Origin of the sequence: Pedobacter sp. MC2016-05, assembly GCF_026239735.1 — a bacterium.
GTDB lineage: Bacteria > Bacteroidota > Bacteroidia > Sphingobacteriales > Sphingobacteriaceae > Pedobacter.
The window spans coordinates 36007-62288 of sequence record NZ_JAPIVT010000024.1; the positions used below are offsets into that span (position 1 = coordinate 36007).

The 26282-nt window shown below is 39.7% G+C and carries 26 protein-coding genes and 1 pseudogene; 17 read left to right on the top strand and 10 right to left on the bottom strand.

Features of this window, described 5'->3' with window-relative positions:
* The first annotated feature begins 11 nt into the window (after positions 1 to 11).
* The 3 genes from istA (at position 12) to OQZ33_RS21595 (ending at position 3004) form a co-directional block, all read left to right on the top strand.
* The gene (istA, locus tag OQZ33_RS21585; RefSeq protein WP_265801534.1) at positions 12 to 1574 is read left to right on the top strand and encodes an IS21 family transposase; all 1563 of its coding nucleotides are present in this window, start codon (positions 12 to 14) and stop codon (positions 1572 to 1574) included.
* Between the two features lie 47 nt (positions 1575 to 1621).
* A complete protein-coding gene (gene istB / locus OQZ33_RS21590) occupies positions 1622 to 2371 on the top strand; it encodes an IS21-like element helper ATPase IstB (RefSeq protein ID WP_265801535.1) in 750 nt (249 codons plus the stop codon).
* Between the two features lie 195 nt (positions 2372 to 2566).
* Entirely contained in the window at positions 2567 to 3004 is a 438-nt protein-coding gene (locus OQZ33_RS21595) for a PAS domain-containing protein (protein ID WP_265801536.1), read from the top strand.
* Positions 3005 to 3077: 73 nt separating this feature from the next.
* Here the strand turns inward: OQZ33_RS21595 and OQZ33_RS21600 are convergent, their stop codons facing one another.
* A complete protein-coding gene (locus OQZ33_RS21600; RefSeq protein WP_265801538.1) occupies positions 3078 to 3557 on the bottom strand; it encodes an SgcJ/EcaC family oxidoreductase in 480 nt (159 codons plus the stop codon).
* A 251-nt stretch (positions 3558 to 3808) separates the two neighbouring features.
* Between OQZ33_RS21600 and OQZ33_RS21605 the strand changes: the two genes are divergently transcribed.
* The gene (locus OQZ33_RS21605; RefSeq protein ID WP_265801540.1) at positions 3809 to 4003 is read left to right on the top strand and encodes a cold-shock protein; all 195 of its coding nucleotides are present in this window, start codon (positions 3809 to 3811) and stop codon (positions 4001 to 4003) included.
* Between the two features lie 217 nt (positions 4004 to 4220).
* Here the strand turns inward: OQZ33_RS21605 and OQZ33_RS21610 are convergent, their stop codons facing one another.
* Entirely contained in the window at positions 4221 to 4727 is a 507-nt protein-coding gene (locus OQZ33_RS21610) for an RNA polymerase sigma factor (protein WP_265801542.1), read from the bottom strand.
* Positions 4728 to 4947: 220 nt separating this feature from the next.
* On the opposite strand from OQZ33_RS21610, the gene OQZ33_RS21615 reads away from it, so the two are divergent.
* Genes OQZ33_RS21615 through OQZ33_RS21625 form a run of 3 tightly spaced genes read left to right on the top strand, consistent with a single transcriptional unit; the run spans position 4948 to position 7301 of the window.
* On the top strand, positions 4948 to 5376 hold the full coding sequence (locus OQZ33_RS21615) for a LexA family protein (RefSeq protein ID WP_265801544.1): 429 nt from the start codon (positions 4948 to 4950) through the stop codon (positions 5374 to 5376).
* Positions 5360 to 6604, top strand: coding sequence for a Y-family DNA polymerase (locus tag OQZ33_RS21620; protein WP_265801546.1), 1245 nt, complete (start codon positions 5360 to 5362; stop codon positions 6602 to 6604). Before OQZ33_RS21615 ends, OQZ33_RS21620 begins: the two co-directional genes overlap by 17 nt.
* Positions 6605 to 6620: 16 nt before the next feature.
* Positions 6621 to 7301: an SOS response-associated peptidase gene (locus tag OQZ33_RS21625; protein ID WP_265801547.1), complete on the top strand. Its 681-nt coding sequence runs from the start codon at positions 6621 to 6623 to the stop codon at positions 7299 to 7301.
* A gap of 130 nt (positions 7302 to 7431) precedes the next feature.
* Here the strand turns inward: OQZ33_RS21625 and OQZ33_RS21630 are convergent, their stop codons facing one another.
* Together OQZ33_RS21630 and OQZ33_RS21635 are read right to left on the bottom strand one after the other, a co-directional pair.
* Positions 7432 to 8070 carry a Crp/Fnr family transcriptional regulator gene (locus OQZ33_RS21630; RefSeq protein ID WP_265801548.1) on the bottom strand — a complete coding sequence of 213 codons (639 nt, stop codon included), beginning with the start codon at positions 8068 to 8070 and terminating at the stop codon, positions 7432 to 7434.
* Between the two features lie 194 nt (positions 8071 to 8264).
* Positions 8265 to 9359, bottom strand: a complete 1095-nt coding sequence (locus OQZ33_RS21635) for an ATP-binding protein (protein ID WP_265801549.1) — start codon at positions 9357 to 9359, stop codon at positions 8265 to 8267.
* 440 nt (positions 9360 to 9799) lie between these two features.
* On the opposite strand from OQZ33_RS21635, the gene OQZ33_RS21640 reads away from it, so the two are divergent.
* From OQZ33_RS21640 to OQZ33_RS21650, 3 genes are all read left to right on the top strand, one after another.
* Positions 9800 to 10030, top strand: a complete 231-nt coding sequence (locus OQZ33_RS21640) for a helix-turn-helix transcriptional regulator (protein ID WP_265801550.1) — start codon at positions 9800 to 9802, stop codon at positions 10028 to 10030.
* Between the two features lie 289 nt (positions 10031 to 10319).
* Positions 10320 to 10682, top strand: a complete 363-nt coding sequence (locus OQZ33_RS21645; RefSeq protein ID WP_265801551.1) for a response regulator transcription factor — start codon at positions 10320 to 10322, stop codon at positions 10680 to 10682.
* 32 nt (positions 10683 to 10714) lie between these two features.
* Positions 10715 to 11404 (top strand): DUF421 domain-containing protein, encoded by a 690-nt coding sequence (locus OQZ33_RS21650; RefSeq protein WP_265801553.1) that lies wholly within the window; start codon positions 10715 to 10717, stop codon positions 11402 to 11404.
* Positions 11405 to 11572: 168 nt separating this feature from the next.
* Here OQZ33_RS21650 and OQZ33_RS21655 read toward each other — a convergent pair whose 3' ends face one another.
* A complete protein-coding gene (locus OQZ33_RS21655; RefSeq protein WP_265801554.1) occupies positions 11573 to 11809 on the bottom strand; it encodes a hypothetical protein in 237 nt (78 codons plus the stop codon).
* 21 nt (positions 11810 to 11830) lie between these two features.
* Positions 11831 to 12091 carry a LuxR C-terminal-related transcriptional regulator gene (locus OQZ33_RS24610; RefSeq protein ID WP_416338772.1) on the bottom strand — a complete coding sequence of 87 codons (261 nt, stop codon included), beginning with the start codon at positions 12089 to 12091 and terminating at the stop codon, positions 11831 to 11833.
* 295 nt (positions 12092 to 12386) lie between these two features.
* Here OQZ33_RS24610 and OQZ33_RS21660 point away from each other — a divergent pair, with 295 nt between their 5' ends.
* Positions 12387 to 12569, top strand: a complete 183-nt coding sequence (locus OQZ33_RS21660) for a hypothetical protein (RefSeq protein ID WP_265801555.1) — start codon at positions 12387 to 12389, stop codon at positions 12567 to 12569.
* A 547-nt stretch (positions 12570 to 13116) separates the two neighbouring features.
* Here OQZ33_RS21660 and OQZ33_RS21665 read toward each other — a convergent pair.
* Positions 13117 to 14556, bottom strand: a complete 1440-nt coding sequence (locus tag OQZ33_RS21665; RefSeq protein WP_265801556.1) for a sensor histidine kinase — start codon at positions 14554 to 14556, stop codon at positions 13117 to 13119.
* Positions 14557 to 14675: 119 nt separating this feature from the next.
* Here OQZ33_RS21665 and OQZ33_RS21670 point away from each other — a divergent pair.
* Positions 14676 to 15224: pseudogene (locus OQZ33_RS21670) on the top strand (chemotaxis protein CheB).
* Positions 15225 to 15296: 72 nt separating this feature from the next.
* Here the strand turns inward: OQZ33_RS21670 and OQZ33_RS21675 are convergent.
* The 3 genes from OQZ33_RS21675 to OQZ33_RS21685 form a co-directional block, all read right to left on the bottom strand.
* A complete protein-coding gene (locus OQZ33_RS21675) occupies positions 15297 to 16370 on the bottom strand; it encodes a sensor histidine kinase (RefSeq protein ID WP_265801558.1) in 1074 nt (357 codons plus the stop codon).
* Between the two features lie 464 nt (positions 16371 to 16834).
* The gene (locus tag OQZ33_RS21680; protein WP_265801559.1) at positions 16835 to 17569 is read right to left on the bottom strand and encodes a LytR/AlgR family response regulator transcription factor; all 735 of its coding nucleotides are present in this window, start codon (positions 17567 to 17569) and stop codon (positions 16835 to 16837) included.
* A complete protein-coding gene (locus OQZ33_RS21685; protein WP_265801560.1) occupies positions 17562 to 18605 on the bottom strand; it encodes a sensor histidine kinase in 1044 nt (347 codons plus the stop codon). The genes OQZ33_RS21680 and OQZ33_RS21685 overlap by 8 nt, the downstream gene beginning before the upstream one ends.
* A 177-nt stretch (positions 18606 to 18782) precedes the next feature.
* Here OQZ33_RS21685 and OQZ33_RS21690 point away from each other — a divergent pair, with 177 nt between their 5' ends.
* From OQZ33_RS21690 to OQZ33_RS21710, 5 genes are all read left to right on the top strand, one after another.
* Positions 18783 to 21158 carry an outer membrane beta-barrel family protein gene (locus OQZ33_RS21690; protein ID WP_265801561.1) on the top strand — a complete coding sequence of 792 codons (2376 nt, stop codon included), beginning with the start codon at positions 18783 to 18785 and terminating at the stop codon, positions 21156 to 21158.
* 124 nt (positions 21159 to 21282) lie between these two features.
* Positions 21283 to 21819 (top strand): RNA polymerase sigma-70 factor, encoded by a 537-nt coding sequence (locus OQZ33_RS21695; RefSeq protein WP_265801563.1) that lies wholly within the window; start codon positions 21283 to 21285, stop codon positions 21817 to 21819.
* 83 nt (positions 21820 to 21902) lie between these two features.
* A complete protein-coding gene (locus tag OQZ33_RS21700; protein WP_265801565.1) occupies positions 21903 to 22550 on the top strand; it encodes a hypothetical protein in 648 nt (215 codons plus the stop codon).
* Between the two features lie 34 nt (positions 22551 to 22584).
* The gene (locus OQZ33_RS21705; protein WP_265801567.1) at positions 22585 to 23802 is read left to right on the top strand and encodes a hypothetical protein; all 1218 of its coding nucleotides are present in this window, start codon (positions 22585 to 22587) and stop codon (positions 23800 to 23802) included.
* An 80-nt stretch (positions 23803 to 23882) separates the two neighbouring features.
* Positions 23883 to 26270, top strand: coding sequence for a TonB-dependent receptor (locus OQZ33_RS21710; RefSeq protein ID WP_265801568.1), 2388 nt, complete (start codon positions 23883 to 23885; stop codon positions 26268 to 26270).
* The last annotated feature ends 12 nt before the right edge of the window (positions 26271 to 26282 follow it).

Sequence of the window (26282 nt, forward strand, 5' to 3'; positions counted from 1 at the left end):
CAAGGGATTCAATGAACTATTATTTAAACAAACTTATGATCTATCATGAAGTTCACCAAATGGAAAGAGCAGGTTTTTCCATTCAGAAGATTGCCGAGCACCTGGTAATGGACTGGCGTACCGTAAAACGTCTATTACTCCTGAGCGAGGAAGCTTACCTTCAACAATTAGAAGTGCCACTGGGCAGAAAAAGTTCCCTTGATGCCTATGAAGAGTTCGTTCGGGAAAAGCTTATCCTCTATCCGGCTACCTCTGCAGCCCAGATGCACGACTGGCTGAAGGAGCACAATGTTAATTTCCCAATTGTTAGCCCAAAGACCGCTTTCAACTTTGTGCGTTCTGTCAGGAACAAATTCAATATCCCAAAGACTGAGCCACAAAGAGATTATTTCGCTGTTCCGGAGCTGCCTTATGGTCAGCAGGCACAGGTCGATTTTGGTTTCTACAATATGTCAACCACTCAGGGCAGAACCAAAAAAGTCCAGTTCTTTACTTTTGTGCTGGCGCGGTCCCGTTACAAATATATCTATTTCAGTGATACTCCTTTCACTACTGAATCGGTTATAGATGCCCATGAAAAAGCTTTTCAGTTCATTGGAGGGCAACCACTGGAGATTGTTTATGATCAGGATAGGCTTTTTATGGTTTCAGAAAACCTGGGTGATATCGTTATGACCGCTGGTTTCCGTGCTTATGTCCGCTCATCCGGCTTTACCACCCACTTCTGCAGAAAGGCCGACCCGGAGAGTAAAGGCAAGGTAGAGAACGCGGTCAAGTATGTAAAACAGAACTTTCTCTATAACCGCTCTTTCAGGGATATGGAAACGCTGAACTCCGATGTATTGGCATGGCTATCCAGAACAGCAAACCTCATGCTACATGGTACAACCAAACTGATTCCACTTGAGGAATTTACCATTGAGCAGGCTTTTTTAATCCCCTGGCAGCCAACCCAGACCAAACCAGTAGAATACCCTGCCTATACCGTTCACAAGGACAATAAGATCTCTTACAAAAGCAATGTCTACAGTGTTCCATTGGGTACTTACAAAAAATCAAAAACCGTACTCCTCAAGGTCACCTATGAGCAGATCATTATCATGGACCACAGCAACACCGAAATATGCAGGCACGAGCTCTGCATGCTCAAAGGCCAGAAAATCCTTTCACGGGACCATGGCCGGGACAAGGAGACTGCTATTGTGGAAATGATGGAGGGCTTCTGCGATCTGATGGAGAACAAACTCAAGGCCATAAACTGGCTCAGTCAGATCAGAGACCATAAACCACGATATATACGTGATCAGATCCAGTCGTTAAGGTCCACGGTAGTTGGTCTGGATCCTGTGATTGCCTCACGTGCATTGGATTATGCATGTAGCCACAACATTGTAAGCGCAACAGACTTCAAGGCAGTTGTAAAGAGTATGCTCCGGGAGAATAAAACTGAAGATGCACCTGAGATAAAAATCATCCAGCTCAACCCATTGAGTGGGGAAAGCCGCAGAAATGCAGACACGGCTCCACAACAGAGTGATCTGGATAACTACGATGAAATATTTAATCAAAAATAACAAAAGTGGGGCCATTTGACATGGCCCCATAACTAAAAACAAAAATCATGGAAGTACAGAAACAAGAGATCAAACAGCTTTGCAGCAAGTTTATGCTTACCGGCATGGGCGCGAGTCTAGAGGGCATCGTGAATGATGCCGAAAAAAATCGGATTGGGTTTATGGAGTTCGCACTGCAGCTATTGAAGAGCGAGGTGGAACACCGTCAACAAAAAGATGAGGCCAAGCGGATGAAGGCAGCTGGCTTGCCCAGAAGCAGTGATCTTGAGCATTACGATCCGGAAAAAAATGGGCTTAGGACCGAAAGGCTGGCACAGCTCAGGGAGCTAAACTGGATGGATCAATTGTTTAATATGGTATTGATGGGGCCCTCGGGAACAGGGAAGACACATTTGGCAGCGGGATTGTGCCGTGATGCGGTCAAAGCTGGTTATAAGGCTTATTTAAGGTCAATGGATGAGATTATAAATACCCTCAGAACAAAGGACTTCGTAAAATCGCAAATGCTTGAATATAACAGGTTGGCAAAAGCTAATATGCTAGTGCTTGATGACATTATGCTTTTTCCATTGGAGAAGAACATGGCAGTGGCATTTTTCAACTTTATAAACCACATTTATGAGTCCACTTCAATCGTAGTTACCACCAATAAAAAACCAACCGAATGGGCAAAAATGCTGGAGGATGAAGTCATTGCAACGGCACTGCTCGACAGGTTACTTTTTAAGTGTGAAGTGGTTAATCTTACTGGAGATAGTTTCAGGCTACAGAACCGGCAAACTTTCTTTGAATCGTAGAAATATTAAACTACTTTTGAAACGGACTCTGTATTTATTAGTGCCATTTTCTCTGCACCATTCTTACCAAAAATACTGTATTCCTAATTACCAAAAACTCTGCATTCTTTATTACCGACTACAATCCTGTCTTTAAACTTCGAGGATGGACCCAAATACATATATGCAAACCTTTCACTGCAACCCGTTGGCCGGATGGGTGATGAGCCCGATAACATTATTTTTCTTCTCGATGATATTACCAGCCAGATTTTCTTAAAAAAAATAAGCGAACAGGCCAACGAAGTATTGCTCAATGCTATCGAAGATACCGGTCTGGGATATACGATTGTTGAGTTTGCCTCTGGTGAGATGGCGGCCAATGTACAGATGAAACAAAACTATGGTTACGGCGAATCCGAGCGGTTCAGTTATAAGGATCTTTTCGCAGCAATACTGCCCGAATTCCGGGAAAAGATAAAGCTTGCGGTTGACGAAGCTGTCCGTAGCCACGGAATTTATCAGGCCCAGTATCAGGTTAAATGGCGTGATGGTTCCATCCACTGGTTAAAAGCATATGGGAAACCTGTATATGATGCGAATGGTATAGCTTCTCATATCATCGGGTTCAATAAAATAATCTCAGTAGATTAAATGCATCAGTAACATTGATACGCTTTCCATGAACGCAGTTAGGTAAGATATTTTAGTTCATGATGGAGTAGACTTACTTTGGAGGCATGGGTACTATTTGAGTAACCTGCATAGAACGTATTTTCCAATTGTTCTCTTGCTTGACAAAGACTGCCGTAATCATCTTATGATCTGTGTTTCCTTTTCTAACTGTCTTTCCAGGCACCTGGTAATCCTGTTTTGCGATCAGAGTTTCTTTGATGTATACAATTGCTGCCTTGTCGCTCAGGAAGTGTGTCTTTGAAATATCGAACTTGACCTGAGTGGGTTTTATACAACAATCATTGATCAGCTTAAACTGGTTTATAATCTCGCTTTTTCCTTTCCAGAACAAACCCAGAAAGTTTATGAGCGTTCCATCCTCAGTAAAGGAATCTGCATAGGATAACATATCATTTTTGTTCCAGTCCGTTTCTTGCTTGATTATGACTTTATTTATTTGTTCTTGTGGCGTTTGTGCCCAGCAATGAGCATTTAGGATAAAAAGGAATAAAAGTATCATTCTATTCATCATGTCTTTTTTGTGTATAAAATGCTGATTTTAAGTGAAATAAATGCAAATGATTGAATTAAATGCATCGTATGACTTCTTTGCTAAGGGATAGGATATTTGATTTTTGAAAGTCCTCATTGACGCCGTTATTTTAAATGGGCTCAATCGATACCTTTTAAGAACTTCTTCTTGATCTAGTGTACGCTGGCCAGGTTAATTTCGCTAGCTCGATATTTAAAACTATCTTAAACGATATTAAAATATATCAGCACATGGCACAGGGAAAAGTTAAAATGTACAATGGAGAAAAAGGTTATGGATTCATCACTCCGGATGAAACATCAGAAGATTTATTTGTCCACGTTACCGGACTTCTGGTACGCGATCTCAAACCGGGAGACGTTGTTGAATACGATACCGAAGAAGGGAAAAAGGGTTTGATGGCTGTAAATGTTAAAAAACTCTGATTGATGAAGGGCTGATTTTCAGGCAAAAGTTATCGTTTGAAAATATGTCTTTGATAGTTTGCTTTAATAATTTGGCGTTTGTGATTGTTTCCCCTTCACATAAAATTGGGATTGTTGCTCAATTTACGCACCCCAGACGATGAACTCATCACTCATTTGTAAAGGGGGCTAGAAGTTTTTGAAAGTGAAAATACGGTACCTGTATTGGGAGTATATTTTATGGTCTGTACATGGTAAGATATTTTTTTAATCCCAATCTCGCCTGATTGATGTGTGTCTTGACGGTTCCTACAGGAATATCCAGCTGTTCGGCAATTTCTTCATATTTATACCCTTCGAAGTGCAACTGAAATGGAATGCTATATTCCGGTTTTATCGAGTCCATGGCTTTTGATATATCTTCCATGGCAAATGTGGTGGTTGAAGTATTCACTGTGGCACTCGTTTTCAGCTGGGCACTACTGATTTCATCATCAGTGGTAATCAACTCTTTCTTTTTGGTGTTTTTCCGGAAATCATTGATAAATGTATTTTTCATGATCACATAAAGCCATCCTTTGAGGTTTGTTCCTTCATCAAACTTTTCAGCAAACCTCATGCCCTTGATCAGGGTTTCCTGCATCAAATCTTTCGCATCGTCTTCATCATTTGTAAACTTAAGGGCGTGGGAAAGCAGGAATTCAGAGTGTTCACTAAGTATTAAGGTAAATTCAGTCTGGTTCATAGGTATAGATTGATTTTTATTCCCCAACGATCAATGATAGAAAAGGTTTTAAATCAGGCGAAAAATATTCAGCTTGGTGGGTATACCCGTTGAATATAAGCCCGGCCGTCATTATCGCTATTCCGTCTGGTTGTATTTTTTGCTAATAAAATTTGATCCCTCTTGTTTGATTACTAAAAATATTAGCATAAATTTGTGTTGTATAAAGGCAAGGATATTTATGATCAGGGCATTTGAGAAAAGAGCAGAGCAGAAGATTTCGGGGTTTCAGTCTCCGGCGGCAGATTATTTGGAAGGCAGACTTGATATTGCCGGCAGGCTGGTTGTTGATCCCCATTCTACCTTTTATTTTCAGATGAAAGGAGAGGCCATGTCCTCGGTGAGCATTCATGATGGAGATATTCTGATCATTGATCGAAGCCTGTCCCCGAAAAATGGTACTACTGTTATCGCTTTTATAGACGGGAATTTTTCCTGCCGGATCTATCAGGTGATAAACAGTATCCCCCAACTTAAAAACGATACCGGAACAATCTACCAGACCGAAATGGATACCCTTCAGATATGGGGAGTGGTGACCTCGGTCTGCCGGAATGTATTGCCCAAATCTTTAAAAACCGGAAAGTGCCGCCATGTTTGCGCTCTGTGACTGCAATAACTTTTATGCCTCGGCAGAACGGCTGTTTCGTCCGGAACTTACAGGCAAACCCATTGTTGTATTGAGCAACAATGATGGATGTGTCATTGCCAGGAGCGAGGAAGCAAAAGCATTTGGCATTAAGATGGGGGATCCGGAGTTTCTGGTCAGGGACCTGATCAAAAAATACCACATACACGTTTTTTCCAGCAATTATGTGCTTTACGGGGATATGAGCGAACGTGTGATGAATCAGCTTGGCCGCTGGTTTCCCCGGCTGGATGTTTACAGCATTGATGAGGCCTTTGGCTGGCTGGGTGGTATCAGGAACCTTGAAAGCTATGCGCCAAAAATCAGAAATGCGGTGATCCAGAATACCGGTATCCCGGTTTCAATTGGCGTTGCGCCTACAAAGACGCTTGCCAAGCTGGCCAATAAGCTTGCTAAAAAACACAATGGGGTACTGGTACTTGATACTGATGAGAAGATTTCGGACGCGGTCAGGGATTTTCCTGTGCACGATCTCTGGGGCGTTGGCAGGCAATACTATAAAAAGTTCGAAGCACTGAAGATAGAAACGGTGGCCCAGCTGAGGGAGATGCCCGAAATGTGGTTCAAGCAGAATATGACCATCATGGGCCAGCGCATGTACAATGAGCTATGGGGGAGACCTGCCATTCCGCTGGACGAAATCCGCGAAACCACCAAAGGCATTACCGTAAGCCGCTCTTTCCGGAACTATATCGAAAGCCCGGAGATTCTGGCTGAGGCGCTTGCGCTATATGCGAGCAGACTGGCTGAGAAGCTTCGTGCCCAAAAGCTGCGCTGCGTGTACCTTCAGGTGTTTTTATATACCAATAAAAACCGGGAGGACCATCCACAGCATTTTCCCAGTCATACCCACAAGCTGCTGATCGCCAGTAACAGTACCACTGATCTGGTGGGTATTGCGGTGAAAGTGTCCCAAAAACTTTTCAGATATGGGATCAAGTACAGAAAGGCCGGGGTCATTGCTACAGGACTCATTCCTGAAAGCGAACTGCAGCTTAATATGTTTTCTGATCATGATGGAGGAAAGAAAGATACGGTATCTGCTGTGCTTGACCGGCTGAACCTGGCCTATGGAAGGGGAACGCTGAGAATGGCGACTGAAGGGTATGAAAAAAAGTGGCGGCTTAAACATGAATACCTATCCAAGGGTTACACCACCCGATGGAGTGATATTATACAAGTTATTTAAGATAAGAAGACAAGTTATGTGCGGAAGAACACTGATAGGGGAGAGTAAGGCCATGGCGGCAAAGGCAGGTCTTATCCTTGGCGAGGAAGCTAAAGAAAAGGACACCAACCGGCCTCCGGGCACGGATATGCCTGTAATATTGGATGCCCGTTCGGGCAAACTTCATTATGTCAAATGGGGGCTTATTCCCTCATTTTCGGTTGAAACGCCCAAATTTGCTACCACTTATTGCCGTATTGAAACCATGCACGCTTTACCGACCTATAAAAACCTGATCGGACGGCGTCATTGTGTTTTTGTGGTGGAAGGGTTTTATGAATGGGACAGGAGCAGTACCCAGAAGCAGCCCTATTTTTTTGAACGCAGAGACGAGGCACTCATGCTGATTGCGGGTTTTTGGGACAGTTGGAAAGATCCAAAGACTGGTATCGTGATCCCGTCCTGTACCATGATCATGCAACCGGCCAATGAATTTATGTCCAAGATTCATGACGGCATGCCCTGCATCCTTTCCCAGGCAGAAAGCGCGATCTGGCTGGACCGTGAGCTGCCTTCCAGGGAACGGTTAACTGTACTGCATCCGGTTAATAATGATTTGCTGAAAGGCTGGCAGGTGGATAAAAAGATCAATAACGCCCGCAATAAAGATGAGGACAACAATAAGCCTTCGGGTCCTGACCTGACGCTTTTCAATTAACTTGAATGGCTGGACGTCTGGATAGTCTTTATGATATGCTGGAAGTCTGAAATAACAGCTTAGCGATCAGCTGTTTTAGAATGTATTAATCATCTTTTGAAGTATGTTGTTAACTATATTTGATTGATTCTTACGCTTCACCTGCTTCTGTTTTCGCTATGGCAGTTCTGATTCTGCTCAGGGTCTCGAGTCTCATCCCCAAAAAGGATGCAATGTATTTTAGTGGTACCCTATTGAGCAGGTGAGGGTAAATATGCCGAAACCGATCGTAGCGCTTGGCCGCTGTGGGCAGCTTGGCTATATATGCCCGCTCAGAAGCGCCCCTGAAATAGATTTCGGTCATCTTCCTTCCTACATAGTTGGCGATCGGGAAATGATTGTACAAATACCTGGACATGGAATGCGGCACCGCTATGGCGAGCACAGGTTTAATGCTTTCAATGTATTCCTCGGAATCCACTTCTTGCCATAGGTTTCGGATACTGCCGGCCAGTTCGAAATCTGCAGCAATCCAGGTAGTGATTTTATGATTCCCTGCTTTAATATATCCATGTACAGCGCCTCTGATGATCGGAAATATGTACCGATTGCGTTTAAGCGGAGAGGCAATGTGTTTGCCCTTTGGAAAGGATACCGGGAATGTCTCTTTGTTGATTATCTGCTCAATCTCCGGATTGAGCTCATGATAAGACTGAAAGACTGCAATCAGTGGTGATCTGCCCCCGAAGTCGTTCCATTTTGCTTCTCCGTATTCGTTCTGTAAATTCATCTGCGTTTACTTATAGGATTTCTGCTATACCTTAGATCTGAATTTTATACACAATTCCAGCGGGAGTTTTGTTTGACCAGGATATAATGTTGTGGATTAGCTACACTTATACTGCATTTTAAATACCAATATGTTGCTGACATTCCGGATTTTTAGGGTTTCTGGAAATCTTAACTTGAGCAAGTTAACATGCATTAATTGGCCTGCAGGGGCAAAGTAAAACGGAAAGTGCTTCCTTCGCCTAATTTGCTTTCTACCCAGATCTTTCCGCCATGGCGTTGTATGATTTCGCTACAGAGAAATAGACCAAGCCCGAGACCTTGCGTACCGCTTTCCTGCATGCGGTAGAACCGGGAAAAAATCAGCTCAAATTTATCCTCTGGTATACCTGGTCCCTGGTCACGGACACTGATGATGACCTGGTTATCATTCACTTCGAGAGAGATCTCCACAAGCTTTGATGAAGGTGAGTACCGGATCGCGTTGGTCAACAGATTTACAAGTACCTGTTCGATCCTTTGCGCATCGAGCATGATGCTTAACGCATCAATATCGGTGCGGAATTTAAACTCATGCTCGGGATGGACATGTACCATGAGCTCAATACTGTCTTCGATGATGCGTTTGATATTGTTGGCTTCGGTCGTCAGCAGTAGCTTTCCGGCTTGTATCTTTGTGATATCCAATAAGTCATCGATCAGGGCCGTTATTTTTTTTACCTGCTGGGCAGCTCTGCTAATGATGTGCTTAGACTTCTGGTCTCCGCTTGTTTTTTCAAGGATTTGTAGATAGCCGTTTAAACTGGTCAGCGGCGTTTTCAGTTCATGGCTTGCCAATCCTATGAATTCATTTTGTCTCTCACTGAGCGTTTTCACCTGCTCATAAAGCCGTGCTTTTTCCTGCTGTAACAAGATCTGCTCGCTGATATTCCTTGCAATCTTTGATGCGCCGATGATTTTTCCATCTTCAGCAACGACCGGGGAAACGGTCACTGAAATCGGAATCAGTGTGCCGAATTTGGTTAATCTGACCGTTTCGAAATGAGCTACTTTTTGACCTGCCTTGATCTGTGAAATGATAAAGGTTTCTTCCTCAAGGCGATCGGGTGGAATGATTAGCGAAATATGCTTGCCAATAGCTTCAGTTTCCAGGTAGCCGAACATTTTTTCGGCGGCAGGATTCCAGCTCATAATGATGCCATCGAGCGTTTTACTGATAATCGTATCATCAGAATTCGCTACAATTGCCGCTAATATGGCATTTCTTTCGTTCAATAAAGCTTTTATCATAGGTTGATGGGCCCCAAAGTTAAAAAGAATATTCATAATAGTTGTAAAGCATTTGTGCGCTATAAAGTCATCATCTTATAGAGTATCACAACGGATTTGCCTGACGTGACCTTTTATTAGGTGTAACACACTTTTTGCCATACAGCTACAGTGAACAAGCGAGAGAGAAATACTATAATTTTGCCAAAACGTAAAATGATGAAATAGATGTGTTTGTCAAAATCTGATATAGGTATCTTTTTGATAAGAGAACAATGCTTGATTTCAAATTCATATCCAGGAATATCAGTATGGCGCTATTATTGATTGAAAAGCCAATCAATTATTCAGCGAACGTATATAGGAGAAATATTGATGATAAATGTCAAATAAACGATTTTATGTAGTTTTAATCAGTCATATTTTAATAGTAAGTGTAAATTTTACACTATATTTGATCCATGAATCTGAATAAAAACGTCTCACTAAACATCATGGGTATTAGTGCCCTGGATATCAGAATGATAGAATTGATCGCCCAGGGATTAACCTATAACGAAATTAGTGCTGAATTGAATGTTATTCCATCCAAGGCGGAGGGCATACGTAAAAAGCTGATCGCAAAAACCCATACCAAAAATGCAGCTTCGTTGATATCCTTCGCTTACAGGTTTGGATTGCTGAAAACATAAAAAAGCTTTTATCCCTGGAACAAGAAAACGCTATTCGTTTTTATTTCTCCAAAGTCACCTGGATCTTAACTTAAATTAGCAAAAATTAAGTTATCATTTTCTCCTATAGACTTTGATTTCAGAATCCGGTTATTCAGCTCCTAATCGCAATGTCTCGATGACTCGCTGTTTAATTGAATATCCCTTCTGCTCGTCGCCTCATCTCATATTGCTGAACTTTCCTGTAACAAATTTTAATTGCCAAAACAAAACCTCATGAAAATTGATTCTATTTTCATAGCTGGAGGTAATGAGAAAAAAAATAGATTTATTGGAAGATGACGAGGGGATCAGGGATGTTATAACCATGATCCTTTCTGACGAAAATTATGAGGTGCGTAGTTTCAGTAACATCACAGAGTTTATGAACAGGGATACCTTTCATTATCCTGATCTTTTTTTATTGGATGTTATGCTCCCAGATGGCAACGGAATGGAGGTATGTGCGATGCTGAAAACAAATGATAATACCAGATCGACGCCAATAGTCATGATGAGTGCCAAGTATGATGAGCTGCAGATCAAACGATCATGTGAAGCAAGTGCTTTTGTATCCAAACCTTTCGAGATAGACTTCCTGCTGAAGAAAATCGGCGCTATTATCCAAAACTAAACTTAGATAATTATTTTGTTTCCAATAAACACATGATTGCAGATATTGATTACCAGAATTTATTTCTTAAAGATCTCGACTTAAGCCTTGCACTAGAAATCGGCCTTCGAACGATCATCATGTTTACTTTTGTTCTTGTCTTTCTTCGCTCTTCTGGCAAGAAGGGGGTAAGGCAGTTGAGTATTTTTGAAGTAGCAATTATTATCTCACTGGGTTCTGCTGCAGGGGATCCTATGCTGAGCAGTGAATCAGCCATATTTCCATCCCTCCTGGTTTTTCTCATTATATTGGTCATTTATCGCCTGATCACCTATCTGGCAGCGAAGAACCAGGGAATTGAAGATATACTGGAAGGGAAGGCCACCTATATCATTGAAGACGGTATGTTCACCTTGCAGGAAGAAGGAGATGCAAATTTTGCGCAAGATGAATTTTTTGCCGAAATGAGAACCCAAAGTATCGAACATGTAGGTCAGGTACGCACTGCTGTATTAGAGTCGAATGGTCAGGTCAGTTTTCTGTTTTATGCCAAAGAAGAAAAAAAGAAAGGTATGCCCGTTTTTCCAAAGCCATTTTCGAAACGTTCTGTTGTTGTATCTGAAAACGGAGATTATGCCTGTACGCACTGCGCAAATGTTGAACAATTATCGGCACCGGCGAAATGTACAAGATGCGGTAAAGAGGAATGGGTGCTGGCAATTGATACTTTGAGGACAGCATAACTAAAATGATATATTTAAATGGCTGTAAGCGGGCCAGGATTGCTTTTTTTAAGCATTCCAAAAACAGCATATTGGATTGGATTTCTGTGAAACCGTGCTATATCTAAATATTGGAGGAAAGTAAGCTTTGAAAAAATTCAGCTTCTGGCAGTTCTTTTTTAATTTTTGTTAGCTGTAAAGATTACCCAATGACATTGTTTTCCCTTCGCTATCTGGTATTTTGATTATTTCTTGGGCCACCAGGCGATTATTTACCATTCCAATACAAAACTGAACGACTTCAAATCTGTTATAGACAATTCTGTTATCCTCATGATGAAAGCGGATTTTTTGACCATTATTGTCTTTAATTATCCCGCAGCCTGACAGGCTATTGTAGGATAAAATGATTCCCAAACGCTTCATATCAGCATGCAGATTTATATTTTAAGTGAGAATACCTAACCTGAATGAGCAGGCTATTAAGGCAGCAGTGTTTCTACTCTTTGACTTTCGAAGCATACTTATTCGTATTGAATCCACTGTTCGCTTACTGGAAAATACTATTTCTCCTATTTCCTTATTTGTTAATCCTTCAGCAATCATGTTCAAGATCATTAGTTCCCTGTGATTAAAAACAATTGCTGGACTTGCGGAAACAGGAATGTAATGCATGGTTAAATATACCCAATATCTTCCGGTATACATTTTTTAAAACAAAAGATAGTATAAATACCAGAATGTTGTTTTAAAGTGGCTCTAGCATCAGTTGATAGTACAAGCTATCAGAACCCTAAGCAAGTAAATATAAGGCGAGATCCTGAGAGGATATGAGAGGCATTTAATCATATTATTATTGAATATTATGACTCAATAGCTTGAATAAATTGTTTAACTTTATAGAAGTTCAGCAGAATATTATTTTATCTTCCTGCTTCATGAGAAGACCTGCATGTTCCTTACCTATCATGGCAAAGCAGTGTCATTGTTTTAGAACTGACTGATGATGATCAAGAAAGAGTTTGAGTGGGATGGAGAGGTTGATACCAGGGATCTTTTTGACCGATCAGAAAAGCTTATACAATCCTCCAATCGGATCATTTCCGATATGGAAATTCAGGTTCAGCAGTGTAGATTTCTGATTGAAGCACTTACTTCAAAAATAAAGCGCAACCAAGGTTTATAAGCTAAACTGGAGCAAGGATTTTTCTTTTGTCATCTTAAGGATTCCAGTGGAAATACCTTTGATGTTCATTAATCGTCCGGCTGTCTGAAAATAAGATCTCACACCAATATTGTTATCACATTCGGCCAAGAAAAATGTTACTGGATTCCTGATTTGGTCAACCTGAGCTTGGGGATCAGTGATCTGTCATGATCATTCAGTTAATCCCGGGAATATAATAGTGATAGAAGTCTATTATTTACGCCGGTTTTTAAATCGTTAAGATGCCAGTCGAAATCTACACACTGATATATAAAACGGTTATATTTCCGGTCGATGATGCATATCAACTTCTAGGTGGTTTGGGAATGAATGCGTTGCTTGATCCCATCTGAAATATTAATGAATTCCCGCTTGAACTATCCACAGGAAGACTGGTAAATAAAAAAGGGCATCTGCAATATTAAAAAATTGCAGGCAGGAAAGATGCATATTTTACGCGCTCATGTATGGTTTTTTATTTCTGAAAATACGTGTTAGATTATTTTTTTTGTAAAAAAAAAGGTTTTTACTTTGGCAGCTCAAACCAAAAATTTGTCCCGGTGAGGGGATCACTGCTAACGCCGATTTTTCCAAGATGCTTGCGGACAATGTTTGCACTGATGAACAACCCTAGGCCTAAACCTGAAGCGCTGTTCTTGTTATCTGTTGCCTGATAATATCGGTCAAAAAGAAGTGGTATCTTATCTTGGGGTATTCCGGGGCCTTTATCAATAATCGAAACCCGGATGCTATCCTGCTGATTTTCAATGTTGACTTTGATCTTGCTGGATTTAGGGGCGTATTTGATGGCATTGCCGATCAGGTTGGTTAATACACGCCCTATTCTTTCCGAGTCTGCCGTAAGCATACTATTTTTGTGTCCCAGTAGCTCAATGGATTGAGTTGGCAACGTTTCAAACTGATCTATCACTTCCTCCGCCAAAAAGTAGATGTCAAAATCTTCTTTTCTTAGCGAGAGCTGCTCTTCATAATTTTTCCCGGCATTCAACAGGTCGTCAATAATTGCAGTGATCCTGTTGATTCCCTTATTGGCCTGAAGGATCAGCGATTTAACACGCTCTGAAGCACCGTCCTGACTACGGTCGAGAAGTTGTAGTGAAGCTTTAAGACTGGTAACGGGCGTTTTCAGCTCGTGACTGGCAATACTGATGAAGTCATCTTTATGCCGCTCTATCAATTTGTCTTTGGTGATATCATTGATTACGCCAATCACCCTGACGACCTGACCGGAATCATCCTTTTCGGGCGTACCTTTAATGTTCAGCCATTGAAGTTGTCCGTCCTTTCGCAGTACCCGGGCCTGTACATCCAGACCATCCGTTTGGGCGATTTTTTGTAAAGCGCCTTTAAAGCTTTCCAGATCACGCTCTGACAGATGAGGGTAGTAATCTTCCAAAAACCATTTTTTACTATTGGAATCATAACCAAAGAGCTGGTCGTGATCAGGTGAGCGGAATACTTCACCCGATTTGATATCAAGCTCCCATATGGCCGTTCCTGAATATTTTAATGCAACATTTAACCGCTTTTGGCTATTTTCAAAATGTTTCAGTCCGGTGATGTCGTCGAGCACCGTAAAACCGAATGTTTCACCCTGGTCGGTATATAAAATTGTTGTCACATCTACCCATACAATTTCCCGGTCTTTGCGGTAGAGGCATGCTTTTAGCTTAAAGTTCGATACCTGTTTAGCCCACAGTTCTTCCTGGAGATGATGCCAGTGGTCTATATGTTCTTCGCAGGCATGATCCAAAATTTTTGTGCCCAGAATTTCTTCGGCTGTATAACCGAGCAGCTTACAAAGTGCTTTATTAACCTTTAAAATGGTGAGATCTGAATTTATGATTTTTGTGGCGACGCTGCTGAGTTCAAATATACTATTGAACTTTGCATCACACTCCCTAAAACGTTGCTCGAAGCCATGCTTTTCACTATCTTTTTTCATATTTTACGCTACTGTATTCTTAACATTTTTTATGCATAAGTGTTTGAGCTGAGATCGAGCCAAAACAAAAATACATCGCGATTGATTTAGTATACATATCAGCATTTATTGTTATTGCAATCGGCTCAGCAGCAGGGGGCCTTGAGCCACTACAAAATATACTAAGTCAGTTAGCTCATCCCTTTAATGCTGCAATCGTTTTGATCCATCATATTCCAAAAGGCAATAACAGTAACCTTGCATTGATTCTTAAAAGGGTAACAGATATACCGGTTATAAAAGTTGTTGAGGATACAAAAGTAGAAAAGAGAAAATCTATGCACTGGGTATAGGCAAAATCATGATAGTTATAAACGGTACGCTGATGTTAAGATAGGTCAGAAGAGGAAAACATCAATAGGGGAATCGATGAGTTTTTTATAAGTCTTGCCAGGGACGTAGGGCATCTTGCGATAGGAGTGGTCCTTTCCGGAGCAGGGCTGGATGGATTGCAAAGTGCGATGGCCATAGAAGATCAGCAAGGCCTGATTATTGTGCAGGATCCGGATACCGCCCAGTTCGGATTAATGCCGGGATCCCTTGTTGCAAACGACCATCCTGACTATGTACTGTCCCCAAAAGGCATCGCAACAAAACTTCGGGAAAAAACTGCTTTGGTGAATGAGTAGTTCATTTTGTATGTCTCGGGGATGCGCTCCTTTAATCATATAGCTAAGACCTGATATTCTTTTGATGATATTTTACAGCTTCACGTGCAAGCGAAATACTGTTCCTTCGCCTAAGCTGCTTTCTACTTCGATCTTGCCTCCCGATGCTTCGATAATTTCTTTGACCAGGTACAGTCCGATACCGGAGCCCTCTCCGGACCTTGATATCCTTTCATATTTTTTGAAAATATTGCCCAGTTTAGCCTCAGGAATTCCCATGCCGTTATCTGAAACCTGTATCACCATATAATCATCCTTTTGATAGGTTTTAATGTGGATTTCAGGTGTTCGTGCTTTTGAACGGTATTTAATGGAATTGTTTACCAGGTTATATACTGCGCTTCTCAGCTTTCGGCGGACAAACTTGATTTCTGAATGTGCTATTTCGCTTTTGATGACTGCTTTGGACTCTTTGATCTGTGGGGCCAGGGTTAGCCTTACATCCTCAATAATATGCTCGAAATCCAACAGTTCGTCAACAGCTTTGTACCGGTGTTCGTTTTCACGGGCATCGGTGAGATCATGGATAATGTGCTGCATCTTGATCAGACTGTTCTCCACTTTTTCAAGCAATACAGGGAATCGCTGCATGCCTTTTTCAGGCAACTGCTTGAGCATTTCAATGGTTAACCCCAGGCTGGTCAATGGCGTCTTGATATCATGGGAGATGGTATCGAGCAAAAGTTCATGCTCTGCAATGAGTTTCTCCTGCTCCTTCAGGTCACGTATCCGCATGGTGATTTCGACGAAAGTGACGATTACCCCGTTGGTTTTTTTATTCTTTTGGACGATATAAGGCAGAATATTCATCTGGTACCACCTTAAATCGGTGGTTTGTATTTCTTTTTCAAGCACCTCTCCGGAATCAATAACGTGCTGAATATTTTCCATAATGGTAGGAAAACGGAAGTTTTCGTGGATTTCGGTGAGTGGTCTGCCCACATCGGTAAGCTGAAGACTGAATTGACGCATCGCCGGTGGCGTGAACTTTCGCAGAATCAGGTGTGCATCGATAAAAAGCTGGGGAATAATGGTGTTCCGAAAATAGTTTTCCAGTTCCTCATTGAGCTCAATTAATGAACTGATCTGTTCGTTTTTATTATTCATCGATTTCCGCCGCGTGGGTCAGGTATTAGGGCCACGCAAGATATGGAATATCTTCAGCTATTTCATTATAAGTTACAACTGCTGTGAGTAAACCACATTGGAATACCACGATGGCAAGACATATCTAAAGCGTGAGAGTAAAGACCAGCTTTTTCAAATAATTGGTCCAGAATGGTTCGAATGAGTTTTCTAACTGAGCAGTAAGCGCGTCAAGAGATTTCAAAAGGCATTTCGTGCTTAGTTTTTTTTTATGGGTCCAATGGTCTGGTGCAAGCGGATTCTTGATTAGAGCTCTGCATGGACAACACGAACATTTTCGTATCAATGTTTTATCGCTAATTAACGTTTGGTTAGCATACATTCAGTTTAATTAAAGATTGCGGTTTCGATATAATTAAGTTTGGATGTATACGGTTTTCCAGGCTGAAAATCTTTTGAGTTTGAAGCCAGAGAGCCCTATGAAATCAGCCAGAGCTAATATCACGTCCAATTCTTTTAAAGAAATTATCCTTGTAGGTATCGGTTATAGGTATTAATTTTTCTTTGATGCTAATCCTGTTTCTTTCAATGAATTTAATTTTGTCGAACGCAACGATATATGATTTATGCACCCGAATAAATTGATATGCAGGTAAAAGTTGCTGGATGCTTTTCATGCTTTGAAGTGTCAAGATCACCTCTGCTTCGGTATGGATCACGATATAATCCCTAGCGCCCTCAAAATAGTAAATATCGGAGAGGTTCATCTTGATGATCCTGTTCTCAGTCTTAATGAAAATATGGTTTACCGCATTTGTATTTAGCGAAATAGAGGTGTCTGCTAATGCCTTGTTCATCTTAAATCGGTCTGTTGCTTTTTCAGTAGCAACCATGAAACGAGCCATCGTGATCGGTTTTAGCAGATAATCAATCACCTCAAAATTATAGCCATCCAATGCATATTCGCTATAGGCGGTAGTTACAATGACCATACATTTTTTTTGCAGCAGGTTTAAAAATTCAATCCCATTTAATTCGGGCATCTGCATATCGAGAAAAATCAGGTCGATTTCTTCAATTTTCAGATAACTGATTGCGGCTAATGGATTAGAGACGGCCCGCACCAGGTTTAAACCTGGCATCTTCGAAATGTAATCAGACAAAAGTGATAAGGCCAAGGGCTCATCATCAACTACCATGCAATTTAAATTTTCAGCCATTAATTACCATTTTAAGTTCAATATGAAAGTAAGTTGCAGTTTCATCTATGATCAGGTTATATTTTGCAGGGTTCAATAACTCTAATCTTTTTTTGATGTTCTCTAAACCAATTCCCCCCGTTGCATCTTTCCTGTTTTCGTTTTTTTGATTACCCACCTTGAAAATAAGCGTATTTTCCTTAATTTTCAGGCTAATAGTCAGCGGATGCTCAGGGTCTTTCAGGTTCCCATGCTTAAAGGAATTCTCTACAAATGGAATGAGTGATAGGGGAATAATTTTTATTGCTGGGTCAATATCAGCTTGAATATTTATCGCTCTTTCGGGGATGTAATCATACCTCATCAATTGCAAATCTATAAAGTTGTGCAAATATTCAACTTCCCTAACCAAGGGTACAAAATCATCTTTTTGATACAACATGTACCGTAATAAATCAGAGAGTTTGCTGATCGCTGGAAGTGCATTCGCCGAATGCTGATAAACTAATGTATAAATATTGTTGAGATTGTTAAACAAGAAGTGAGGATTAATCTGAGATTTAAGGAATGACAGTTCTGCATTACGGGCCTGAAGCTTTAACTCTTTTTCTTTTAACTTCTTAAATCGTTCGTACTGTACGCCAAAAAAAGCAATTGACACAAAATTATAATAGATGGTAAAGTATAGGTTGTCGAAAACATAATACTTTAACGTAAGATATTTCGGGTTATAATTATGATGGCCAGTTATATAAAATAAGATCACCTCTTCTACAACAAAGCGCAATCCAATCATAATGGGTAGGCCGATTAATAGGTACAGGCTAAGGGTAACAATAATTCCCTTGTTTGGGTATAGGAAATAGAATAGCAAATAGGTTAATATGTTATCTAACAGAAACACCAAAAAAGAAGGGCTTATAAAAACCTTAGTGATATCACTAATAAATACAGCAAAACCCCAGGTTTTATCTGTACGATTCAACCACCCTGCACTATGGCTAAGGAAATAAAATGTACAAAAGCAGGCAATAAGAATAGGTATTTTAAGGCGCATTATTCAAATCTACAGTATTCAAAACAGCTAATCCAAGCATTTCTTCAATTATTTTTAGGATCTTATTTGATACAAAATTTTGCAGATGATATCCTTCATCTTGCAGTTTGAATTGCGCCTTTCAAAGAATTCATTCTTTGATCAGGATGAGGGTCTTCAACTTTATAAAAAAAGAGAATGAAGAAGATCTATTTGTTAATTGTTATTAGTCTATGCTGCTTACCAGCACTATCCCAGCAAAATATAACTATAAAAGGCAAGGTGTTAGATGAAAACCGGGCGCCCATTGCTAACGCTACGGTGTCCTTATTTTCGGCAACAGATCAACCTATACTCAAATTACTTACCAATGAAAGTGGTTTGTTCTCTTTTGTGAAACCCTTCCAAAAATTTTATGTCAGCATCAATTATTTAGGGTATATTCCATTTAGAGTAGATGAGTTTAATGGTGACAGTATCATCATCACCCTAAAAAATAAAAATGTGCAACTTAATGAAGTTGGTATTAGTACAACAAGGCCATTTATTGAACAACAACTAGACAAAATGGTTGTTAATGTTAACGGCGATGCAAAAGCTGGCGTAAATGCGATAGACATTTTAAAGAAAATACCTGGTGTTGTGCTCAAAAATAATGAAGAGCTAATGGTAGAAGGGAAAGGGGTTGCTGTAATGATGGATGGTAAACTAACCCGATTATCAGGAGCTAATCTAATGTCGTTATTAGAAGGTACTGCTTCTGCCAACATCAGTCAGTTCGAAATCATCTATAATCCTTCTGCAAAATATGATGCTGCCGGCTCTGGTGGTTTAATTAACATTAAAACGATTAAACGGGATAAACCTGGTTATGATGCCAACATCAGCATAACTGGTGGTCATGGCTGGAAATTTCCAAACACCAGTAATTCAGTTGGGCTCAATTATAAAACGGGAAATACCAATTTTTATGGTTCATATAGTTTTGGTTTGGGCAAACAATACCAAGAAATACAAGCGAATACGTATCAAAGTGATCTTAACCAAAGATTACAGGACTCTTCTACTTATAGGAGTAGGTACGAATCTAATAATATCCGTTTAGGTTTTGACCATTCTTTAAATAAAACCGATGTATTTGGTGTGCTGATCACTGGATCTCACAATCTTCGTAATCCCAATTATTTTTCTGACACAGAAACCTATGGCGTAAACCAATTTAGCCCTACAGCACTTACACGGTCTAACAACAAAAACTCAACCACTGGAAGAGGGATAAATGTAAACTTGAACTATAAACATGTAATTGATGCTAAAAATCAACAAGAGCTTAGTTTTGATGCCGATGCAGGTACTTTCGATTACCACAATCAAAATACGAACAACATTGCCATCATCAATCTCTTAACTACAAATCAAAACCAAGCGTACATGCAAAATGGGCTTACAAAATCTGAAATCTATAGTTTTAAAAGTGATTATACCAAAAAGTTAAGCAAAGGTGTTTTCGAAACTGGTCTCAAAATCAGTAATGTAAAGATCGAAAATAATTTTATTTCCTTGTTTAGCAATGATATGCAACAACCCAGTGATATGGGAAGCAATGATTTTTTATATCGAGAAACCATCTTGGCGGCTTATGCAAATCAAAGGTTGGCTTTAGGGAAGTTTTCGATGCTGCTGGGGCTGAGGGGGGAGCAGACCTTTACCAATGGTAATTCCATTACCTTAAACAAGGAAGTAAAAAAACAATATCTTAATCTTTTTCCAAATGCTACGCTTGGCTTAAAGCTAAATAACAGTTCTATTTCTTTGGGCTATTCAAAAAGGATTGGACGACCCTTGTATAATGAGTTGAACCCATTTGTAATGGTTACAAGTGCTTTTACTACCAGGAGTGGTAATCCGAACCTTAGTCCATCTTATACAGATAATCTCAGGTTAGCTTTCACACTACAAAGCAAATTCACCATTGCAACTTCTTATAGTTTTGCTAAAAATGTAATCACAGATCTGCGAACACGGGATCCTCAAACCCAGATCACCAATAGTTTTAAAACCAATTTAAGTGCCTATCGTAACGTAGGTTTTAACACTTCTTACAGCAATAAACTCTTTAAAATTCTGCAGCTTAATTATAGTTTAGGCATTTCGAACAGTAACTACGATTTTTTGTATAATGCTGCTCGTGAAAACATTAATCAGACTACCGGATATCTTTCATTGGGGAATAACATCGAAATTTCGCCGACGTTATGGACCGAAGTATTTTTTTATGGTCAATCTAGGGTAACTTATGGCAACACTGTGAACCTGCCATTTAGCACAACCAGTTTGAGCTTCGGAAAAAAAATATTTCAGGGAAAGGGAAGTCTCAACTTAAATATCAATGATATTTTTTATACAGGGATTACCAGAAGTGAAGCTAATTATGGCAATATTGTTTATGATTTAAAAAGTAAATACGATAGTAGGAATGTACGTTTAAATTTTTCATACCGATTTGGAAATTCGAAAATTGAAACCAGAAAAAGGAGTGCTGGATCTGAGGAAGAGCAGCGGAGAAACCAATAATAATTGGCTTAAATGGTAAATTCATCAGGGCTATCACAATTCGACAGAAAACATGAAAAGAGATTTATGAAAACTCTGTTTATAATTAATCTAAATAAGCTATATTTGTCGAAATTCCTTAAAATTGTCGGCCGAAGCAACAAACCATATCATTTCTATTAACAGGAAAACATTTGAAGATGTTTATAACCGATACTGGGAAAAAGTTTATGCAGTATGCTACAATAACATCAGAGATGTAGAGATTGCCAAGGAAATGGTACAGGACATCTTCAGGTCTTTATGGGAAAGAAGAGCAGAACTCGAACTTGATAATGTTGAACGCTACCTCGTCCGATCTGCGAAGTACAAAGCTTTTGAATTTATCAGAAATAAAACAAGCAGGCAGAAGATAGATGAATTTAACTATCAGGGCTGCATAAACTCGAGTAATTGTACTGAAGAGCAGGTATTCTTCAATAATTTGAAAGAAAATGTAGATTTACTGGTAGATACCTTGCCCTGTCAATGTAAAAAGGTCTACAAAATGAGTAGGGAAGATGGTTTGAGTAACAAAGAAATCTCTGAAATGCTCATGATTTCTGAAAGGGCGGTAGAATATCACATTACCAGAGCGATGACTACTTTAAAAATGAAGCTTGCTGTTTTCAATAAAAAATAAGCTTCACCTACGGAAATTTTATGTTAGCGCTACTATTCTTGAAAAGCATCAGAAATATTAGTTTTGTTTTATAAATTAGGTTGATGAAAGTAAATGCCGATCTTTTAGCGAAATATCACGAAAATCGCTGCACGCCTGAAGAGCGTACAGCGCTTGAAGCTTGGTTGCTAAGTAGTGATGTTGATGATCTGGAGTTTCACAGTGAAAAAGACAAACAGATTGCCAAAGCTGATATTTGGGAGGAATTGGATGCGATTTTACCTAAAGAAGAAGTTGTTAAAGTAGCACCAAATTTTGCATCATTTTATATGTGGAAAGGCGCAATTGCAGCAAGTTTAGTGATCGGGTTATTTGGTCTCTCTTTTTACTATTTTAATCAAAGCAGACAGACAGCTGTCGAATTCGTTGCATTTCACAACAAATCAAGCTTAAAGGTTAATCACATCAGTTCTAAAGAATACAACCTGACGATTGCACCGGAAACTTTTGCTGAGGTGAACCGACATAGCGGCATTATTGAATTGAGTGGCAGTATCTTGATTTCACCCAAAAAGGACATCGAGTTAAGTTTTGATGGTGAAAAAGAAAAAGTGAAGCTGAAGGGGGGACAGACCTATATCATCCTAAATAGTAAAACTGGAAATCATGGTTTAATTATCGTAAACGAAAAAAATCTGATCAGTTTGCCTCCCGTTATTCAGAAAAAGTTAATTCAGGAGTTTGATATCTAGTATCCATTTAATCCTCATTACTGCCTTATCCAATATGAAACCAAGCATTGTCAGACTGTTAAACTTTATTTTTGTATTCTTTGGCATCGTTTGTTTCATCGCCTGTAGAAGCTCTTGTTCTACAAATCACAGGGAGAAATATAGTATTCATATTATGGATATGGATGCCAAAGAATATGTTGTAACTACCAACAATTTGGATGCAGGTTTACTTAAGCCAGAAGAAATAACTGAGGCACTGCCCGATTCTATCTTCAGAAATATTATTGTGAAAGATGGCTTTTATTACTCATTACAGCGGAAATCAGATATTTTAACCAAGTATACTTTAAAAGATAGAAAGCTTTTTGCTGTTGCCCATTTGCAGTTGCAAGATTACAATGAAGAGAATTTTTTATGGATGGGAAAAGACTCCCTATTGTTGAGCGGTCTGAATAATCAGGCCAACGAAGCGAAATATTATTTGGTTGATACCAAGGGTATGAAAACACTCGCTGCTGGACTATTGGATATTAATAAGCCACAAGGGAAATTTAAAACTACTTCTATTGGTTTTGTACATAAGAGAAAAGACACACTGTTTATTGGCTACACTTTTCATCCTATAATCCACGGTGCCAATTATACAACCAGCGATACCATGTACATCTCCCGGTTAACCTACCCGCAAATGAAGCGTGTTGGTATTCAAAAGGAAATCAGGTCAACTTATCCGGCAGGGATCAATACGGTGCAGCACAATGAGTTTACAGACGAGTATGGTAATTTCTATTTTATGTCCTGTCCGGGCATTGCTATGGGTAACCGAGCCGATTTACCAACGGCTATTTTTAAGATCAATGCCAACAGTTCATTAGTAGACTCAACGTATTTTTTCAATCTTTCCTCGTCAACGATCAAAAACCACGCTTACGGCTTATGGTATGTTGGAAATGGAAAAGCAATTGTTCGTTCGGAGCGAAAGGATTTGTATAAAGGCCTTTCTGACCATTACAGCACTTCACATTTCGAATTTTACCTACTGGATATCGTTCATCAGAAAGTAATTAAAAAATTGGATTTGCCTTTGGATAAAGGAACCCGCAAGGAATGTGTTTTGGTAAATGGCGATACAGTTCATATTGCCGTAAATTCTACTACCGATGGCAACTTCATCTGGCAATATAACCTCAAAACTGATGAACTAAGAAAGGGCCTGCAGTTGGGAGGGGTATCTGCCTTCATCGTTCGTATAGATCGGTTATTAAATTAATTTAGACTAATTTTAGATATTTTCATTTTCCACCTTCGGGTAAGGGGAAGTTAGGCTACTATGTTTAAAAAACCATAAAAATGTTTCGTTTTAAACTTCTTCTAATTATCATTTTCTCCTTTCATTTATCAATTGCGCAAGCGCAACAAAACAGTAGCCTAAGTGGTATAATCACAGATAGCTCGGGGCCACTTAGTGGCGCATCTGTAATATTTAAAGGCACTAAAATGGGCACAACAACTAATAGTAGCGGTTATTTTGAGTTTACTGGAGTTGCTCCCGGTACTTATACAGTTGTCATATCAATAATGGGTTTCGAAACCCAACAAAAACAGGTAAGCCTAAAAGCAGGCGAGAAACTAAATGTTAACTTCTCACTTAAAAGTACATCACAACAAATGCATGATGTGAATGTAACTGGTAAAACCGCTACACAAAAGATTAAAGAGTCTGGATTTGCAGTAAACGCCATCGACACTAAAAAGTTGGCAAACACCACCGCCGATTTAAGTCAGATTTTAAACCGCAGTACCGGCGTTCGTGTTCGCGAGCAGGGTGGTTTAGGATCCGATTTTAAATTCTCAATTAATGGTTTATCTGGTAAGCAGGTTAAATTCTTTATTGATGGGATACCAATGGATGTAATGGGAAGTGCAATTACCTTGAACAACATTCCTGTAAACCTTGCTGATCGTCTGGAAGTTTACAAAGGTGTTGTGCCTGTAACTTTGGGAGCCGATGCAATGGGGGGTGCGGTAAACGTAATTACCAACCAAAACGTTAATAACTATTTAGATGTAAGCCACAGTTATGGTTCTTTTGCAACCAACAGATCAGCTTTGCTTGGTCAATTTGTTGATAAAAAAACAGGGATCGTAGTTAAGGCATCAGGATTCTTTAACTACTCTAAAAACAACTATCTGATGAAAGACGTAGATGTTGTAGTCGGTGGTGTCAGAAACGGGAAAGAAATTACCGATTTAAACGGTGCTGATTATGTAAAAGCAGATGTAAGGCGTTTCCACGACGATTATAGGTCGGTATCAGGTCAGTTAGAAGCTGGAGTAACCAACAAGAGCTGGGCCGATGTTTTATTTGTAGGTGCGGGTTATAACAGAGTTGACCAGGAATTACAGACCGGTTTTGAGCAGGATATTGTTTACGGAATGGTTACCAGAGCAAGCAATGCCAAAAATTTAACCTTGCGCTACAAGAAAGATAACCTGTTTACCAAGGGTTTAAGCTTAACAGCCTTTGCGGCAAAATCAAAAGATACCTACATTACTACAGATACTGCAACCAGATTGTATTTCTGGGATGGTTCCTATTCTCCTGATAGAGGCACTACCGAGATGAATAATATTAAGAATATTACGCACATGGTTAGACCAAGAACCTATGCCATGGCTAACGCAAGCTATACAATCAACAGCGAGCATTCTTTCAATTTAAACTACACTTTAGATCATTTAAAGAATAGAAATTTCAACGCTTTAGTTACAGATCATGATGATATGCCAGGTTTGCTCAGGAAACAGATTGCTGGTTTTGCCTATCAACAAGACCTTTTAGATAAGAGATTGGTGAATACGGCATTCGTAAAATATTATCATTTGGGCTTAGAACGTAATAAGTATATCAACGCTGTTTTAACTAAGTTAGATACTACTTTTAGCAATTTAGGTTACGGTATTGCAACCAGATACAAAATTTTACCTGATTTAGGAATTAAGGCTTCCTTCGAGCATGCTTATCGGTTACAAGAAGCAGAAGAAATGTTCGGCGATGGCTTAAATGTACAGGGTAATCCAGATTTGAGGCCCGAAAACAGCGACAACGTAAATTTGGGGGCGTATTATGGCTTAACAATTGGAAAGAGCAGGTTTTTTATAGAGGCTTCTGGTTTTTATCGTAATGCGCAAGATTTTATTGCTCCACTGCCAGATCAACGCACAAAGGTCATCAAAAATCAAAACGTATCGGCAGTTAGAATTACAGGTTTCGAAAGCGAATTAAGATACGCCTATGATCAGTTAATTACGGTAAACTTAAACTTAACTTACCAAAACGCAATTAGTACAACACAATATGGTAGAACCGAATCTATCAACTATGAAAGCACTTACCTAAATAAACTGCCAAACCAACCTTTCTTATTCGGTAATGCAGATTTCACCATTGGTAAAGACAACCTGTTAGGTAAAAACACACGTATACAATTTAACTGGCTTACACAATATGTAAACTGGTTCTATTTAACCTGGGAAGGTAGTGGCAGTTTAAACGGAAAACAATTTGTACCTACCCAGTTTATACACAACGCATCTGTAAATTATGCGCTTCAAAATGGCAAATACAACCTATCTGCCGAGTGCAGAAACTTAACTGATGTAGTAGCTTTTGATAACTATAGTGTACAAAAACCAGGCAGATCATTTGCCGTGAAATTGAGGTATTTCATTCATTAGTAAATAAATTTT